The sequence below is a fragment of the Phenylobacterium sp. T106 genome, assembly GCF_057219735.1.
In genome coordinates, this window is sequence record NZ_JBXVWA010000001.1 from 101753 (window position 1) to 116376 (window position 14624).

At 70.5% G+C, this 14624-nt stretch carries 14 protein-coding genes; 5 read left to right on the forward strand and 9 right to left on the reverse strand.

The annotated features are described in order from the left end of the window. Nucleotides 1–4 precede the first annotated feature (4 nt). Nucleotides 5–583 (forward strand): phosphoribosylglycinamide formyltransferase, encoded by a 579-nt coding sequence (gene purN, locus AC2D8W_RS00510; RefSeq protein ID WP_484669886.1) that lies wholly within the window; start codon nucleotides 5–7, stop codon nucleotides 581–583. On the opposite strand, the gene AC2D8W_RS00515 is transcribed toward purN, so the two are convergent. After that, on the reverse strand, nucleotides 580–1851 hold the full coding sequence (locus tag AC2D8W_RS00515; RefSeq protein WP_293479826.1) for a spinster family MFS transporter: 1272 nt from the start codon (nucleotides 1849–1851) through the stop codon (nucleotides 580–582). The two genes, purN and AC2D8W_RS00515, sit on opposite strands and share 4 nt — an antisense overlap. Nucleotides 1852–1956: 105 nt before the next feature. On the opposite strand from AC2D8W_RS00515, the gene AC2D8W_RS00520 reads away from it, so the two are divergent. The 4 genes from AC2D8W_RS00520 (at nucleotide 1957) to AC2D8W_RS00535 (ending at nucleotide 4681) form a co-directional block, all read left to right on the forward strand. Then, nucleotides 1957–2340: a putative quinol monooxygenase gene (locus tag AC2D8W_RS00520; RefSeq protein WP_484669887.1), complete on the forward strand. Its 384-nt coding sequence runs from the start codon at nucleotides 1957–1959 to the stop codon at nucleotides 2338–2340. A gap of 380 nt (nucleotides 2341–2720) precedes the next feature. Then, on the forward strand, nucleotides 2721–3212 hold the full coding sequence (locus AC2D8W_RS00525) for a hypothetical protein (RefSeq protein ID WP_484669888.1): 492 nt from the start codon (nucleotides 2721–2723) through the stop codon (nucleotides 3210–3212). 75 nt (nucleotides 3213–3287) lie between these two features. Continuing rightward, entirely contained in the window at nucleotides 3288–4109 is an 822-nt protein-coding gene (mazG, locus tag AC2D8W_RS00530; RefSeq protein ID WP_484669889.1) for a nucleoside triphosphate pyrophosphohydrolase, read from the forward strand. Between the two features lie 47 nt (nucleotides 4110–4156). Continuing rightward, a complete protein-coding gene (locus AC2D8W_RS00535) occupies nucleotides 4157–4681 on the forward strand; it encodes a DUF2059 domain-containing protein (protein WP_484669890.1) in 525 nt (174 codons plus the stop codon). Here AC2D8W_RS00535 and hflX read toward each other — a convergent pair. The 8 genes from hflX to dusB form a co-directional block, all read right to left on the reverse strand. Further along, nucleotides 4678–6003, reverse strand: a complete 1326-nt coding sequence (gene hflX / locus AC2D8W_RS00540) for a GTPase HflX (protein ID WP_484669891.1) — start codon at nucleotides 6001–6003, stop codon at nucleotides 4678–4680. The two genes, AC2D8W_RS00535 and hflX, sit on opposite strands and share 4 nt — an antisense overlap. Continuing rightward, nucleotides 6000–6245: an RNA chaperone Hfq gene (hfq, locus tag AC2D8W_RS00545; RefSeq protein ID WP_111274395.1), complete on the reverse strand. Its 246-nt coding sequence runs from the start codon at nucleotides 6243–6245 to the stop codon at nucleotides 6000–6002. The genes hflX and hfq overlap by 4 nt, the downstream gene beginning before the upstream one ends. 145 nt (nucleotides 6246–6390) lie before the next feature. After that, entirely contained in the window at nucleotides 6391–7254 is an 864-nt protein-coding gene (locus AC2D8W_RS00550; RefSeq protein ID WP_484669892.1) for a D-amino-acid transaminase, read from the reverse strand. 5 nt (nucleotides 7255–7259) lie between these two features. Next, a complete protein-coding gene (ntrX, locus tag AC2D8W_RS00555) occupies nucleotides 7260–8651 on the reverse strand; it encodes a nitrogen assimilation response regulator NtrX (RefSeq protein ID WP_293479813.1) in 1392 nt (463 codons plus the stop codon). Between the two features lie 9 nt (nucleotides 8652–8660). After that, nucleotides 8661–10880, reverse strand: a complete 2220-nt coding sequence (locus tag AC2D8W_RS00560) for a sensor histidine kinase (protein ID WP_484669893.1) — start codon at nucleotides 10878–10880, stop codon at nucleotides 8661–8663. 98 nt (nucleotides 10881–10978) lie between these two features. Beyond that, nucleotides 10979–12400 (reverse strand): nitrogen regulation protein NR(I), encoded by a 1422-nt coding sequence (ntrC, locus tag AC2D8W_RS00565; RefSeq protein WP_293479809.1) that lies wholly within the window; start codon nucleotides 12398–12400, stop codon nucleotides 10979–10981. Continuing rightward, on the reverse strand, nucleotides 12397–13527 hold the full coding sequence (locus AC2D8W_RS00570; RefSeq protein WP_484669894.1) for a two-component system sensor histidine kinase NtrB: 1131 nt from the start codon (nucleotides 13525–13527) through the stop codon (nucleotides 12397–12399). The genes ntrC and AC2D8W_RS00570 overlap by 4 nt, the downstream gene beginning before the upstream one ends. Continuing rightward, nucleotides 13524–14531, reverse strand: coding sequence for a tRNA dihydrouridine synthase DusB (gene dusB / locus AC2D8W_RS00575; RefSeq protein WP_484669895.1), 1008 nt, complete (start codon nucleotides 14529–14531; stop codon nucleotides 13524–13526). Before dusB ends, AC2D8W_RS00570 begins: the two co-directional genes overlap by 4 nt. Between the last annotated feature and the right edge of the window lie 93 nt (nucleotides 14532–14624).

Sequence of the window (14624 nt, forward strand, 5' to 3'; positions counted from 1 at the left end):
CAGGTTGGGGTTCCTGGCCTCGGGGAACGGGTCGAGCGCCGAGGCCATCGTGGACGCCATCGGCGCAGGCGAACTCGACGCCGAGGCGCGGCTGCTGGTGAGCAACAAGAAGGACTGCGCGGCCTTCGCCTGGGCGGCGGAGAAGGGGGTCCCCTGCCTGTGCATTCCCACGGTGGCTGACCCCGTGGGGGCCGACGCGCGGCTGGCCGACGCGCTCGCAGGCGCAGGGGTCGAGCTGATCGTGCTCTCCGGCTACCTGCGCCGGCTGGGCCCGCAGACGCTCGGGCGGTTCGCCGGGCGCATCCTCAACATCCACCCGGGACCTCTGCCCCGGTTCGGCGGGGAGGGGATGTACGGGGCACGCGTGCACCAGGCGGTGATCTCGGCCGGCGTTCCCGAGAGCGCCATCGTCGTCCACGGCGTGGACGAGATCTACGATCATGGGCCCGAGCTGGCCCGGCGCAGCGTCCCGGTGCTGCCGGACGACACGGCCGCGTCGCTGGAGGCGCGCGTGAAGGCGCTCGAGCCGGGCTTCTTCGTCGAGACCCTGCGGCGCGTCGCCTCGGGCGAGCTCCGGGTCTAGCCGGCCAGCGCGGGCCGGCGGCCCGACAGCTTCGCGGCGGCGAAGTAGCAGGGGATCGACAGCGCCGAGAGGGCGGTGAAGGTGAACAGGGTCCAGCTGTAGGGGTGCGTGTTGCCCTGGGCGGTCAGCACGTCGACCATGATGCCGCTGCCGGTGATGCCGATGCCCAGGCCGACCACGTTCAGCGACATGATGTAGAACGCCACCACCGTGGAGCGGACCTGGGGCGGGCAGAGTTCCTGCACCGCCGAGAAGGTCGGGCCATAGAAGACGCCCAGCTGGAAGGAGCCCACGACCAGGCAGAGCCAGAAGATGGCGTTCTGCGGATCGATCAGGCGATAGGTCAGGTTGATGGGCAGCAGCGCCAGCAGCACCCACACCATGAACATCGGGCGGCTCTGGCCCGTGGCGGCGACGAAGCGGTCGCAGGCGATGCCGCCGAAGAGATTGCCGGCCACGCCCGCGAACACCGAGATCAGCCCGGTGATGATGGCGATCTCGGCCTTCTCGAAGCCCCGCTCCCGGACCAGCCAGAGCTGGTCGAAGGTGGCCGCGCCCAGGAGGAAGTGGATGGCGACGCCGGCGGCGATGGTGAGCTGCAGGGGCGGGGACGCCTTCAGCGCCGCCACGAACACCTTCAGGAGTTCGCCGAACTTCGGCCGCTCGACCCCGTGAGCCGCGGGCGGCCGCGTCTCCTTCACCTGCAGCACCACCAGCGAGAACAGGACCCCGATCGCGCCCAGCAGGAAGAAGCAGTTCCGCCAGCCGATCGCCGGGCCGAGGAAGCCTGCGATGAGCAGACTGACGCCCACGCCCACCGGCACGCCCATGTAGTAGAATCCTGACGCAAAGCCGCGTCTTTCTGGAGGAAACCGGTCGGCGAGCAGCGACATGGACGTGGGCGTGAGCGCGGACTCGCCGATGCCGATGAAGACCCGCGGAATGGCCAGGGAGACGAAGTTCTTCGCGAGGCCCGACGCCGCCGTCAGGGCGCTCCAGGCGAACATCGCGATCGCGATCAGGCGCGGTCGGTTCACCATGTCGGCCAGCGCGCCCATGAAGAAGCCGGCCACCGCGTAGAAGACGATGAAGACCAGGCCGGTCAGGAGACCGAACTCGGTGTTGGTGAGCCCCAGGTCGGGCACGATGAAGTTCGAGAAGCTCGCCAACAGCTGGCGGTCCACGAAGTTGATGACGTTCATCAGGGTGAGCAGCACCAGGAGGCCGTAGCCTCCGCGCGCGCCCGCGTCGCCGGCGGACTGCGTCATCTTTCCTCCCATGCGAGAGCGGCTCTGACGGCCGCTTCGTTCACGCGATAGAGCCCGGCTTCCCTGGGGCTTGCAATGGGGATCACCGGACGTAACCCTCGGCGGATGTTCGAAAGACGCGAGTTCCTGGGCGGCTCGGCCGCCGCGGCGGTGCTGGCCGGTTCTGACGCCGCGGCCGCGGCCCCGATGTACGGCCTGATCGGCAAGATGCTGGCGCAGCCCGGGAAACGGGATCAGCTCATGGCGCTGCTGATGAGCGGCCTCGGCAAGATGCCGGGCTGCATGAGCTACATCGTCGCCAGGGATCCGGGCTCGCCCGACGCGATCTGGATCACCGAGGTGTGGGACAGCGCCGCGAGCCACGCCGCGTCGCTTCGGCTCCCGGCGGTGCAGACGACCATCGCCGCCGCGCGGCCTCTGATCGCGGGCTTCGGAGAGCGCTTCGAGACAGCGCCGGTGGGGGGCGTCGGCCTGGCCCGGACCCCATAGGCATATTTCCGATAATCTTCCTTAGGCGAGAAATGGACGGGAGAACACTCGGGGCCCCTCCGGCCCTGAGCAGCTATCCGACGACGTGCGCCAGAAGCCAGACGATCCCCGCCCACAGAGCGAGAGACGCCACTCCGCCAAGGGCGAGTCCATAGCCCGCCGGCCAAGGGCGGCTGGGGCGCGCCGCGACGCCAAGGGTTCGCGACGGTTGGAAGACGGCCTCGCGCATGGCGCTCGCTCCATGGGCTTCCATTCCCCGCCGAAGCTACCTGGATTCGCCTCTCAGGCGAGTCGCCGCCCGATGCGTTCACGAACTTGCGAAGATGCGTCCGACAACCCACATGTTACGTAATTACTGGACACGAACCCCGGGAGCCCAAATGCGCCTCCTTGCTCTCTCCGCAGCCGCCCTTTTCGCCAGCGCCGCCACGGCGGCGTTCGCTGCCCCAGCCTCCGTCGACGTTGGCCTGTCGCCCGAGATGCAGGCCAAGTTCCAGAAGACCTACGGGATGCGGGAGGCCGACATCCTGATCGGCGACCTGCGCGCCTCGGTGGAAAAGGCGCTGGGCAAGACCGGCGCCTACGACGGCGCGCGGATCTCGCTGACCATCACCGACGTGAAGCCCAACCGCCCGACTTTCAAGCAGCTCGGCGACAAGCCGGGACTGTCTCTCGAGAGCTTCGGCGTCGGCGGCGCGGCCATCGACGGCCAGGTGGTGGCCGCCGACGGCCGGACGACGCCCTTGAGCTACCGCTGGTACGAAAGCGACATCCGCCAGGCCGTCGGCAACTGGACCTGGAGCGACGCCACCTGGACGTTCGATCGGTTCGCCCGGAAGCTGGCCCGGGGCGAGGAACTCGCCAAGCGCTAGCCGGCAGCACATCCTTGCGCCAGCGGACGGCGCGCGGTCTGATCGCCGCGCGCCGTTCTGCATTTCCGGACCCCGATGACACGCCCTGCCCCGCCAGCCGACCTGAAGCCGATCGACCGCCTGCTTGCGATCATGGCCCGGCTCCGCGACCCCGCAGACGGCTGCCCCTGGGACCTCGAGCAGACCTTCGCCACCATCGCGCCCTACACGGTGGAGGAAGCCTATGAGGTCGCCGACGCGATCGAGCGCGGCGACCTCGCCGACCTGAAGGACGAGCTCGGCGACCTCTTGCTGCAGGTGGTGTTCCACACCCGCATGGCCGAGGAACGCGGCGACTTCGGCTTCGACGACGTGGTGCGGGCCATCAACGACAAGATGATCCGCCGCCATCCGCATGTCTTCGCAGAGGAAACCTACGCCAGCCTGGAGCATCAGAAGGCCGGCTGGGAGGCGTTGAAGGCGGCCGAGCGGGCGGGCAAGGGGAAGGCGCAGAGCTTGCTGGACGACGTGCCCGTCGGGCTCCCGGGGCTTACCCGGGCGGTGAAGCTCTCGAAGCGAGCCGCGCAGGTGGGCTTCGTCTGGCCCAGCGTGCAGGACGTCGTGGCGAAGCTGCACGAAGAGGTCGGCGAACTGCTGGCCGAGATCGAGGCCGGCGACCTGGAGAAGGCCCGCAACGAGATCGGCGACGTCCTGTTCGTCGTGGCCAACATCGCCCGCACGTTGGACGTCGATCCCGAGGACGCGGTGCGGTACACCAACGCCAAGTTCGTTCGTCGTTTCAAGTACGTCGAAGCAGAACTTGCCAAGCGCGGAAAGACGCCGGACCAGTCCGATCTCGGCGAGATGGACGCGCTCTGGGAAGAGGTGAAAGCCCGGGAACGCGCCGGCTCTTCCTGAATCCGCCGAGCTGTGCCTTGCTGGGCCGGGTTGCGGTGGGGAACGTCATGAACGTCGCAGGAATCGTGGGAGCGCTCGCGCTCGTCGGCATGTGCCTCGGGCCCGCTCCGGGGCTGGCGCAGACGGCCGACGCCAAGCGGCAGCTGGCGCAGCAGCTGATGGACGAGACCGGTATGACCGCGAACCTCGCTTCCATGACGAGGAACATGATCGAGCAGATGATGGCCCACGCAACTGCCGACATGAGTCCCGAGACCAGGGCCAAGGCCGGGCAGATGGCCGAGGCGATGTCGGCGGCCCTGCAGCGCGTGACCCCCCGGATCATGGCGGTGAGCATCGACGCTTACGCCCAGACCTTCACCGAGGAGGAACTGCAGGAGATACTCGCGTTCTACCGGACGCCTGTCGGCCGCTCGATGGCCGCGAAGATGCCGGCCCTAATGCGCAACGTTACGGACGCCAGTCTGGCGATCATGCCCGAGATGCAGGCGGCGATGGCCGCCGAGCTCTGCGCCCGCCAGACCTGTCCCGACCGCCTCAAGGCGCTCGCCGAGAAAGCTCCAAAGCCCTAGCCCTCTGCGGCGTCGACCTTGGCCGCCGGAAACTGCTGCTCGAACTGACCCAGCGACTGGGGCGTCAGGCTGACGGTGAGGGTGACCGCGCCGTCCTCCCCTTCCCGGCGCTCGATGACGCGCCCATGGCGATAGAGCCAGGCCACCGCGGCGCCGTCGCCGGGCGGCGTCAGCACCTGGACGGGCGGGGCCTCGTCGACCAGCCCGGCGATCGCCGCGAGCAGGTCGTCGACCCCCTGCCCCGTGACGGCCGACACCACGATGGCGGGCGGCTGCGCGCGGCGGGCGTCCTGCAGCACCTCGGCGCGGGCCTCGGCGTCGAGGAGGTCGGCCTTGTTCCAGACCTCGAGGATGCGGCGCTCGTCCATGTCGACGTCCAGCTGGCCGAGGACCGCGCGTACGTCGTCCGCCTGCTCGCGGGTCTCGGCGCTGGCGATGTCGCGCACGTGTAGCACCACGTCGGCCTCGCGCACCTCCTCCAGGGTGGCGCGGAAGGCCTCGACCAGTTCATGGGGCAGGTCGGAGATGAAGCCAACGGTGTCGGAAAGCATGGCCGGCCGGCCGTCGGGCAGCTTGAGCGCGCGGATGGTGGGGTCCAGCGTGGCGAACAGCATGTCCTGCGCCACCACCTCGGCCTTGGTCAGCCGGTTGAACAGCGTGGACTTGCCGGCGTTGGTGTAGCCGACCAGGGCCACGGCCGGGAACGGGATCCGCCGGCGGGCCGAGCGGGCGAGGGTCCGCGTGCGGCGCACCTCCTCCAGCTCGCGCTTCAGCTTGCCGATCTTCTCGGCGATGAGCCGCCGGTCGGTCTCGATCTGGGTTTCGCCGGGGCCGCCCATCACCCCGAAGCCGCCGCGCTGGCGCTCGAGGTGGGTCCAGGTGCGCACCAGGCGCGAGCGCTCGTAGGTGAGGCGCGCGAGTTCCACCTGCAGCCGGCCCTCGCGGGTGCGGGCCCGCCGGGCGAAGATCTCGAGGATGAGGCCGGTGCGGTCGATCACCTTGACCTGCCAGGCCTTCTCCAGGTTGCGCTGCTGCACGGGCGTCAGCGCATCGTCGACGACGACCACGTCGGCCTCCGCCGCCCGGACGCGCGCGGCGATCTCCTCCACCTTGCCGCCGCCGAACAGGGTCGCAGGCGTCAGCTTGCGCAGGGTCGCAATGACGGCCTCGCGGACCTCGAGGTCGAGCGCGAGCGCGAGGCCGGCGGCCTCCTCCAGCCGCGCCTCGGGCTGGCGCGCGCCAGCGCGCCCTTCCCGGTCGGGATGGACGACGATCGCGCCCTGCACGGGCGCCTCGCGGTCAACGAATTTGGTCGGGCTCAATCGGCCTCGTCGTCTGCCGGCTCGTAGAGCTGCACGGGCTGCGCCGGCATGATGGTGGAAATCGCGTGCTTGTAGACGAGCTGGGATTGCCCGTCCCTGCGCAGGAGAACGCAGAAGTTATCGAACCAGCTCACCACGCCCTGCAATTTCACGCCGTTCACCAGGAAGATGGTGAGGGGCGTCTTCGACTTCCGCACGCTGTTAAGGAAGGTGTCCTGCAGGTTCTGTTTCTTGTCGCTCACGGCTTTCCGCCTTTTCGTTGTCGCCGGGCGGCCGTCCGCCCACACACGGGAGTGACGCTAAGCGCCAAACGGCGGCGCTTGCAATCACGGGCGGCGCTTTTCCTGCGGTTGCCGGAAATCCGCCCGAGAGAGGTCAACGCGCAACCTAGATCGCGGTCGCCTTGGCCCGCTCGATATAGAGCTGCCGCAGTCGCGAGGCCACCGGCCCGACCTTGCCGTCGCCGACCGGCTTGCCGTCGATCCGGGTGACCGGCAGCACCAGCGTGCCGGCGCCCGTGATGAAGGCCTCCCGCGCCTGCACGGCCTCGTCGGGCGTAAACGGCCGCTCGTCGACCTTCAGCCCGGCCTCGCGGGCCACGTCCAGGAGCGACAGGCGGGTGACGCCCCGCAGGATGTTGGCCTGGGTGTCCCGGGTGCGCAGCACGCCGTCGCCGTCGAGGATCCACGCGTTGGAGGATGCGCCTTCGGTCACGAGCCCCAGGTCGTCGACGAACCAGGCCTCGACGGCCCCGGCCTCGCGGGCCTTCTGCTTGGCCAGGGCGTTGGGCAGCAGGCCGACGGTCTTGATGTCGCAGCGGCCCCAGCGGTTCTCGGGGGTGGTCACGACGGCGACCCCCGCGGCGGCTCGCGCCTCGGTGGCCGCGCGGTCCACCCGGCTCACGGTGACGACCACGGCCGGCGGCGTCGGAACGGTCGGGAAGGCGTGGTCGCGGCGGGCGACCCCGCGGCTGACCTGCAGGTAGACCAGGCCCTCGCGGATCCGGTTGCGGCGCACGGTCTCGCGCAGGACCGTGGTCAGCGCCTTGCGGCTCATGGGCATGTCGATCCGCAGCTCCGAGAGGCTGCGCTCGAGGCGCGCGAAGTGGCCCTCGGGATCGGCGAGCTTGCCGTCGAACAGGGCCCACACCTCGTAGACGGCGTCGGCCAGCTGGTAGCCGCGATCCTCGATGTGGACGGAGGCCTGGCTCTTCGGGACGAACCGGCCGTTGACGTAGGCGATGCGGCTCATGCCCCCTAGAGCTCCTCGGATTCCAGCGCCCGGGCGCCCGACAGGCCCAGGGACTTCAGCTTGCGATGCAGCGCCGACCGCTCCATGCCGATGAAGGCGGCGGTGCGCGAGATGTTGCCCGAGAACCGCAGCATCTGGGCGTTGAGGTATTCGCGCTCGAAGACCTCGCGCGCCTCGCGCAGCGGCAGGGCGATGATCCGCTCGGCGCCCAGCGACCCGGACTGGTCGTTCACCGAAGCCTCCGGCGGCAGCATGTCGGCCGTGATCGGGTCGCCGACGGCGCCCGACGCCAGAATCAGCATCCGTTCGACGTTGTTGCGCAGCTGGCGCAGGTTCCCCGGCCAGGCCCGGACCTGGAGCATGGCTAGCGCGTCGTCCGACAGCCGCCGCTTGGGCAGGCCCGAGGCGTCGCAGATGCGGGTGATGAAGTCCTCGATGAGCTCGGGGATGTCCTCGCGCCGCTCGGAGAGCCCCGGGACGTTCACCGGGACCACGTTCAGCCGATGGAACAGGTCCTCGCGGAAGCGCCCGGCGGAGATCTCCTCGCGAAGGTCGCGCGAGGTGGACGAGATCACCCGGACGTCGACCTGCACGTCGGCGTCGCCGCCCACCCTTCGGAAGCGCTGTTCCACCAGGACGCGCAGGATGCGGCTCTGCGTCTCGCGCGGCATGTCCGCCACCTCGTCGAGGTAGAGCGTGCCGCCGTGGGCGCGCTCGAAGACGCCGATCTTGGCGGGGCGGCCGCCTGCGCCCTCCTCGCCGAAAAGCTCGACGTCCATGCGCTCGGGCGTCATGCCGGCGGCCGAGATCGGCACGAACTCGTTGCGGGCCCTGTGGCTGCCGCCATGGATCAGCCGCGCCACGGTCTCCTTGCCCGAGCCTGGGGGGCCGGAGATGAGGACCCGGCTGTTGGCGCCCGCCAGCTTGGCGATCATCTGGCGCAGCTGCTGCGCGGCCATGGAACGGCCCAGCAGACCCTCGGGCGTGATCGCCTGGGCGCGCAGCCTGCGGTTCTCGCGCCGCAGGTTTGCGGCCTCGAGCGCCCGTTCGACCACCAGGATCAGCCGGTCGGACTTGAACGGCTTCTCCAGGAACTCGTAGGCCCCCCGCTTGATGGCCGAGACCGCGGTCTCGATGTTGCCGTGCCCCGAGATCATGATGACCGGCAGGTCCCCGTCGAGGGTCTTGACCAGGTCCAGCAGCTCCAGGCCGTCCATCCCGCCGCCCGACATCCAGATGTCGAGGATCAGCAGCGCGGGCTTGCGGGCCCGGACGGCCGCCAACGCGCTTTCGGAGTCGTTGGCCGTGCGGACGTCGTACCCCTCATCCGTGAGGATCCCCGCGACCAGCTCGCGGATATCGGCCTCGTCGTCGACCACCAGAACGTCAGACGCCATCTTTCACCTCTATTCCGCAGATACGGCCGCCGCCGGCCTCGCGTGGCGCTGGGCGGCCGCCGCCGGCAGTCGCAGCACCGCCAGGGCCCCCTGCCCGTCACGGGCGTCGGTCAGCTCGAGTTCGCCCCCGTGGTCCTCCAGGATCCGCTTCACGATCGCGAGGCCCAGGCCGGTGCCCTTCTCGCGCGTCGTGACGTAGGGCTCGGTGAGCCGGTCGCGGTCCTTGGCCGGCAGGCCGACGCCGTTGTCCTCGACCTCGAACGCCACGCCATGCTCGTCGGAGACCAGCCGCGCGACGATCCGGCCCTTGAGCTTGGGCTCCTTCGCCCGCCGCCCCTCGACCGCCTCGGCCGCGTTCTTCAGCACGTTGGTCAGGGCCTGGCCGATCATGCGCCCGTCGGCGTGCAGCGCGGCCTCGTGGATCGGCTCCTCGAGCACGACCTCGAAATCCGGGCTGGCGACGCGCTGCGCGAACACCGCCGCGCGCAGGAGCTCGGCGGCGTCCAGCCGGGCGAACTTGGGCGCGGGCATCCGCGCGAAGGACGAGAACTCGTCGACCATCCGGCCGATGTCGCCGACCTGGCGCACGATGGTGTCGGTGCAGCGATCGAAGGTCTCCAGCTCGGCGGGCGCGATGTCCTTGCGGTACTTGCGCCGCAGGCGCTCGGCCGAGAGCTGGATCGGCGTCAGCGGATTCTTGATCTCGTGGGCGATCCGCCGGGCCACGTCGCGCCAGGCGGCGTTCCGCTGGGCGGCGACCAGACGCGTGACGTCGTCGAAGGTGAACACGAGGCCGCCCTCGGACTGGCTCGCCCGGACGCGAAGCCGCCGCTGGTCGCGGCCGCGGGTGATGTCGATCTCCTCCTCGGCCTCCCCGGAGCGGCCCGCCGCCGCAAGCTCGGCGAACTCGGGCACCACGTCGGCCAGGCGGCGGCCGCGGCCCTGGTCGCGCGGCAGCGCGAGCAGCACGGAGGCCTGGCGGTTTGTGACCGAGATGCGCCCGTCCGGGTCCAGGCCGATCACGCCCGCGCTGACCTCGGCCAGCACCGTCTCAATGAACTGGCGCCGCTCCTCGGCTTCCTCGCCGGCCCGGCGCAGGGCCTCCTGCTGGGCCTGCAGGTCGTGGGTCATGCTGTTGAAGGCGCGCGACAGCACGGCGATCTCGGCGGGATCCGATTCGGCGTCCACGCGGGCCGACAGGTCGCCGCCGGCCACCCGCCCCGCCGCCTGCACGAGCCGGCTGATGGGCGCGGTGATGGAGTTGGCGGCCGCAAGCCCGAGCCAAACCGCGCCGACCAGCACCAGCATGGCGGTCTCGGCGTAGCTCAGGACGAAGATCGCCTGGATCCGCTCGCGGTTCTTGGCCACGTCCCGGTACGAGGCGAGCTCGGACTCCGACTCCCGCATGTAGCCCATGATCCCGGGCTTCAGCGGTCGGGTCACGTACAGGTAGACGTCGTTGAACGCGGTCAGCTTGTAGAGCCCCCGCATCACGCCCGCGTCGAAGTTCGGGATGTAGATTTCGCTCTGGTCGGCGGCGGCGTAGGCGGCCTGGGACGGCAGCACGTACGGCGGAGCGCCCGACGCCTCGGCCCGGGCCAGGACCCGGCCCTGGCGGTCCACCAGGTAGGCGGCCGGGAAGGCGTGGAACGACGCCAGCGCCTCCAGATAGCTCCCGGCGCTATCGGGCTTCTCCGCGATCCCCGCCGCCTCGCGGTTGAGGTCGCCGGCCATGGGAATCACATGGTCGCGGATGTAGCCGGTCTGCTCGTCGATATAGGACTGGAAGACGGTCGCGGAGTTCTCGACCACGGTCTGCACCCGCTGGGAGAACCACTTCTCGACCCCGCTGGAGACCACGAGCCCGTAGAAGATGAGCACGACGGCCGCCGGAACGAGGGCCGCCGCCGCGAACAGCCCCACGAACCGCACATGCAGGCGCGCGCCCGCGTCCGAGGACCGGGCGTCGAGCAGCTCGAAGATCCGCGTGCCCACCGAGACGAGCAGGAAGAGGATCAGGACGAGGTTGAGGAACAGGACCGTGAGGATCACGTCGCTGGCGGGACCCAGCGGCCCCTTCTCGGGCGGCGACGCGGCGAGGAAGATGGCGACGCCCGTCAGCAGGGCCGCCAGGCCATAGCCCACGCCGAGCGCGAGCCGGGACTGGAGCGCGGCTCGGATCCGGGTCAGCGCCGGATGCCGGAACGCGGGGTGGGCAAGCAACGCCATCGCGTGCGGAGCCTAGGGACCTGTGCTCCGAAATCAACACCTATGTTGCGCGGGCGCACAGCGCAGCCTGTACGCTACGACAGCGCCCGGGGATGGCGTTACCGGCGTCCCCGGGCCATCTCCACGCCGAGATCCTGGATCTTCTTGCGCAGGGTGTTGCGGTTGAGGCCGAGGATCTCGGCGGCGCGCACCTGGTTGCCACGGGTGGCGGCCAGCGTGAGCTGGATGAGCGGCCGTTCCACCTCCTCGAGAACCCGGTCGTACAGGCCGGCGGGCGGTATCCCGTCGGGCTGATCGGCGAAGTAGCCGGCCAGCTTCTGCTCGACGAGCTGCGACAGGGTCGCCGGACCCTCCTGGCCCTGCATCACGGGCTGCTGGTCGGAGAGTTCCTTCTCGATGATCCGCGCGGTGATCAGGTCCTCGCCGTAGAGCGCGCAGATGCGCCGCACGAGGTTCTCCAGCTCGCGGACGTTGCCGGGCCAGCTGTGGCGCTTCAGGCGGTCCAGCGCGCCGGCGTCGATGGTCTTGGCCGGCAGGCCCTCGCGGTTGGCGCGCAGCAGGAAGGCGCGGGCGAGGTCGGGAATGTCCTCGGCGCGGTCCCGCAGCGGCGGCAGGCGCAGCGGGGCGACGTTCAGGCGGAAGAAGAGGTCCTCGCGGAAGAGGCCCTGCTGGATCAGGGCGCGCAGGTCGCGGTTCGTGGCGGCGATGATGCGCACGTTCGGCCGGCGTCCGGTCTTGGGGTTCAACGCCGGCTCCGAGCCGTCGATGACCCGGAGCAGGCGCGTCTGGGCGTCGAGCGGCATGTCCCCGATCTCGTCCAGGAACAGCGTCCCGCCGTCGGCCTCCACCAGCTTCCCGAAGTCGCCCTCCTCCTTGCCGAAGAGTTCGCTCTCGACGCGCTCGCGCGGGGTGGCGGCCAGGTTGATGACGACGAACTTGCCGTCGCGCCGCCGCCCCATGTCGTGGAGGGCGCGGGCGACCAGTTCCTTGCCCGTGCCGCTCTCGCCGGTGATCAGCACCGTCAGGTCGGCGCCCACGAGCCGGGCGATGGTCCGGTACACGTCCTGCATCGGGCCCGAGCGCCCGATCAGCGGCAGCCGGTCATCGCGGACCGCACGCGCCTGCGCCTTGGAGGCCTCGGCGTCCGCGGGCCGCGCCAGCGCCCGCCTGGCGGCAGAGGTCATGTCGTCGAGGTCGAACGGCTTCGGCACGTACTCGAAAGCGCCGACCTCCGCCGCGTTGACGGCGGTGATGAGGTTGTTCTGCGCGCTCATCACGATCACCGGCAGCTTGGGCCGCTGCTTGCGGATGCGGGGCAGGACGTCGAAGACGTTCTCGTCGGGCATGACGACGTCGGTGACGACGAGGTCCCCCTCCCCGTCGCTCACCCATTTCAGCAGGGTCGTTGCGTTGCCCGTCGCGCGCACCTGATAGCCCAGGCGCGTGAACGCCTGCGACAGGACCAGGCGGATCGACGAGTCGTCGTCGGCGATCAGGATCTTCTTCGAGGCCGCGTTCATTCGGGCGCATCCAGGTAGGTGTCGTCGGCGGAAGCGATGGGCAGGAGCACGCGGAAGACGGTGCGCCCGGGTTCGGATTCGAAATCGATGAGGCCCCCGTGCGCCGCGACGAGCTTGGCGACGAGCGCGAGGCCGAGACCCGCGCCGTTGGCCTTGGACGTCACGAACGGCTGGAACAGGCTCTCGCGGATGTGCTCGGGGATGCCCGGCCCATTGTCCTGGATGCGGACCTCGATCGGGGCGCCGCGGAGCGCCTGGCCCTTGGCCGAGCGGACGCGGACGCCATGCCGGTAGGCGGTGTGGATCGAGACCTCGCCGCGGTCGTCGCCGCGGGCGTGGGCGGCCTCGGCGGCGTTCTTCACGAGGTTCAGAAAGACCTGGATCAGCTGGTCCTCGTCGCCCAGCACGGGCGGCAGCGACGGGTCGTAGATCTCCTTCAGCCCCAGTCCGTCCGCCACGCCGTTGGCCGCCAGAGCGCGGACGCGGTCGAGCACCTGGTGGATGTTGATCGGGCTGAGCGACGGCAGGGCGTCGTCCGAGAAGGCCTCCATGCGATCGACCAGCCGGCGGACGCGATCGGTCTCGTCCACGATGAGCTGAGCCAGCGGCGCGTCCTCGGCCTTGGCGCCGCTCTTCAGCAGCTGGGCCGCGCCGCGGATCCCCGCCAGCGGGTTCTTGATCTCATGCGCCAGCATGCGGCCGAGGCCGACCAGGGAGCGGAGGCCGGCGGCCTCGTGCGCGCTGCGTTCGTTGCCGAGCCCGCCCTTCACCGACAGGGTCAGCAGCACCGAGCCGTCGCCCAGCGGGGCCGCCGCGCCGTCGGCCTCGAAGGGCGGCAGGCCGAAGAGGCTGATCTGAACGCCGCGCTCGCGGACGCGGCCGTCCTCCTCGATGGCGCGGTTGAGCAGCGAGACCAGGGCCGAGCCCGGCGGCAACGCCGCGCGGAAGCGGCCGCGGGCGAGCAGGCCGAGGCCCTGGCCGAACAGGCCTTCCGCGGCCTCGTTCACGGCCACAAGGGCGCCGTCCTGGCTCACCACCAGGGCGGGATCGGGGGACAGTTCGAAGGCCTGCGCCTTCAGGGCGTCCATTTCGACGCCGCGGGTCTGCAAGCGTGTCGTGCCGGTCATGCGGCCAGTCTCCGGTCGGGTGCGATCCAGAGGGCTTCGAGCCCCCGTTCGACCGATCGGGCGTCCTCCAGGCGGCAGAGCGCCGCGCGCGCCTCGCGCCGGGCCGCGGGGTCCGCGGGCCAGGGGGCGTTCTCGATGTAGGCGGCCAGGTGCTTGCGGAAGATCCGCAGGCCCAGCCGTTCTCCGTAGAAGTCGATGCTGTCCCGCAGGTGGGCGACGGCGATGGCGAGGCGCGCCTCGGCGTCAGGCGGCGTGAAGGCGCGGCCGTCCAGCTCGGCCTCGATCTCGGCTGCGATCCACGGGCGCCCGTAGACGCCGCGCCCGATCATGACGGCGTCCGCGCCGGACGCGGCCAGGGCGGCCCGGGCCGTCCGACCGTCGACGATGTCGCCGTTGGCGATCACCGGGGTCGACACCGCCGCCTTGACCTCGGCGATGGCGGCCCAGTCGGCCTGGCCCTTATAGAACTGGCAGCGGGTCCGCCCGTGGACAGTGATCGCACGGACCCCGATCCGTTCGGCCGCCACGGCCAGCCCGGGCGCGTTGCGCGAGGCGTCGTCCCAGCCCAGGCGCATCTTGACCGTCACCGGGACATCCACCGCGGTGACGGCGGCCTCCATCAGCTCCAGCGCCAGGGCGGGCTCGCGCATGAGCGCCGAGCCGCCGTGACCGCCGGTGACCTCGCGGGCCGGGCAGCCGAAGTTCAGATCCACGATGTCGGCGCCGGCGGCCGCCGCCATGCGCGCGCCCTCGCGGATCGCCTGGGGATCGCGGCCGACCAGCTGGATGACCGTGAGCGGGAGCCCCTCCCCCACGGCCGCGCGGCGGACCACGTCGGGCCGGCCCCTGGCCAGTTCGGCGCATGCGACCATCTCGGTCGAGACATAGGCCGCGCCCAGGCGTGTCGCGGCGCGGCGGAACGGCAGGTCCGACACCCCCGTCATCGGGGCGATCCAGACCCGTCCCGCGACCTTGACGCCCCCGACCTCGAGTTCTTTGCTCATTTTCTAATCACGTACATATGCCCCATTTCTAGGCACAATGCTGCGGCGCCGTAAAGCGTGAAAGCTGGAATAAGTCGCCCCGCTTCCCTAAGA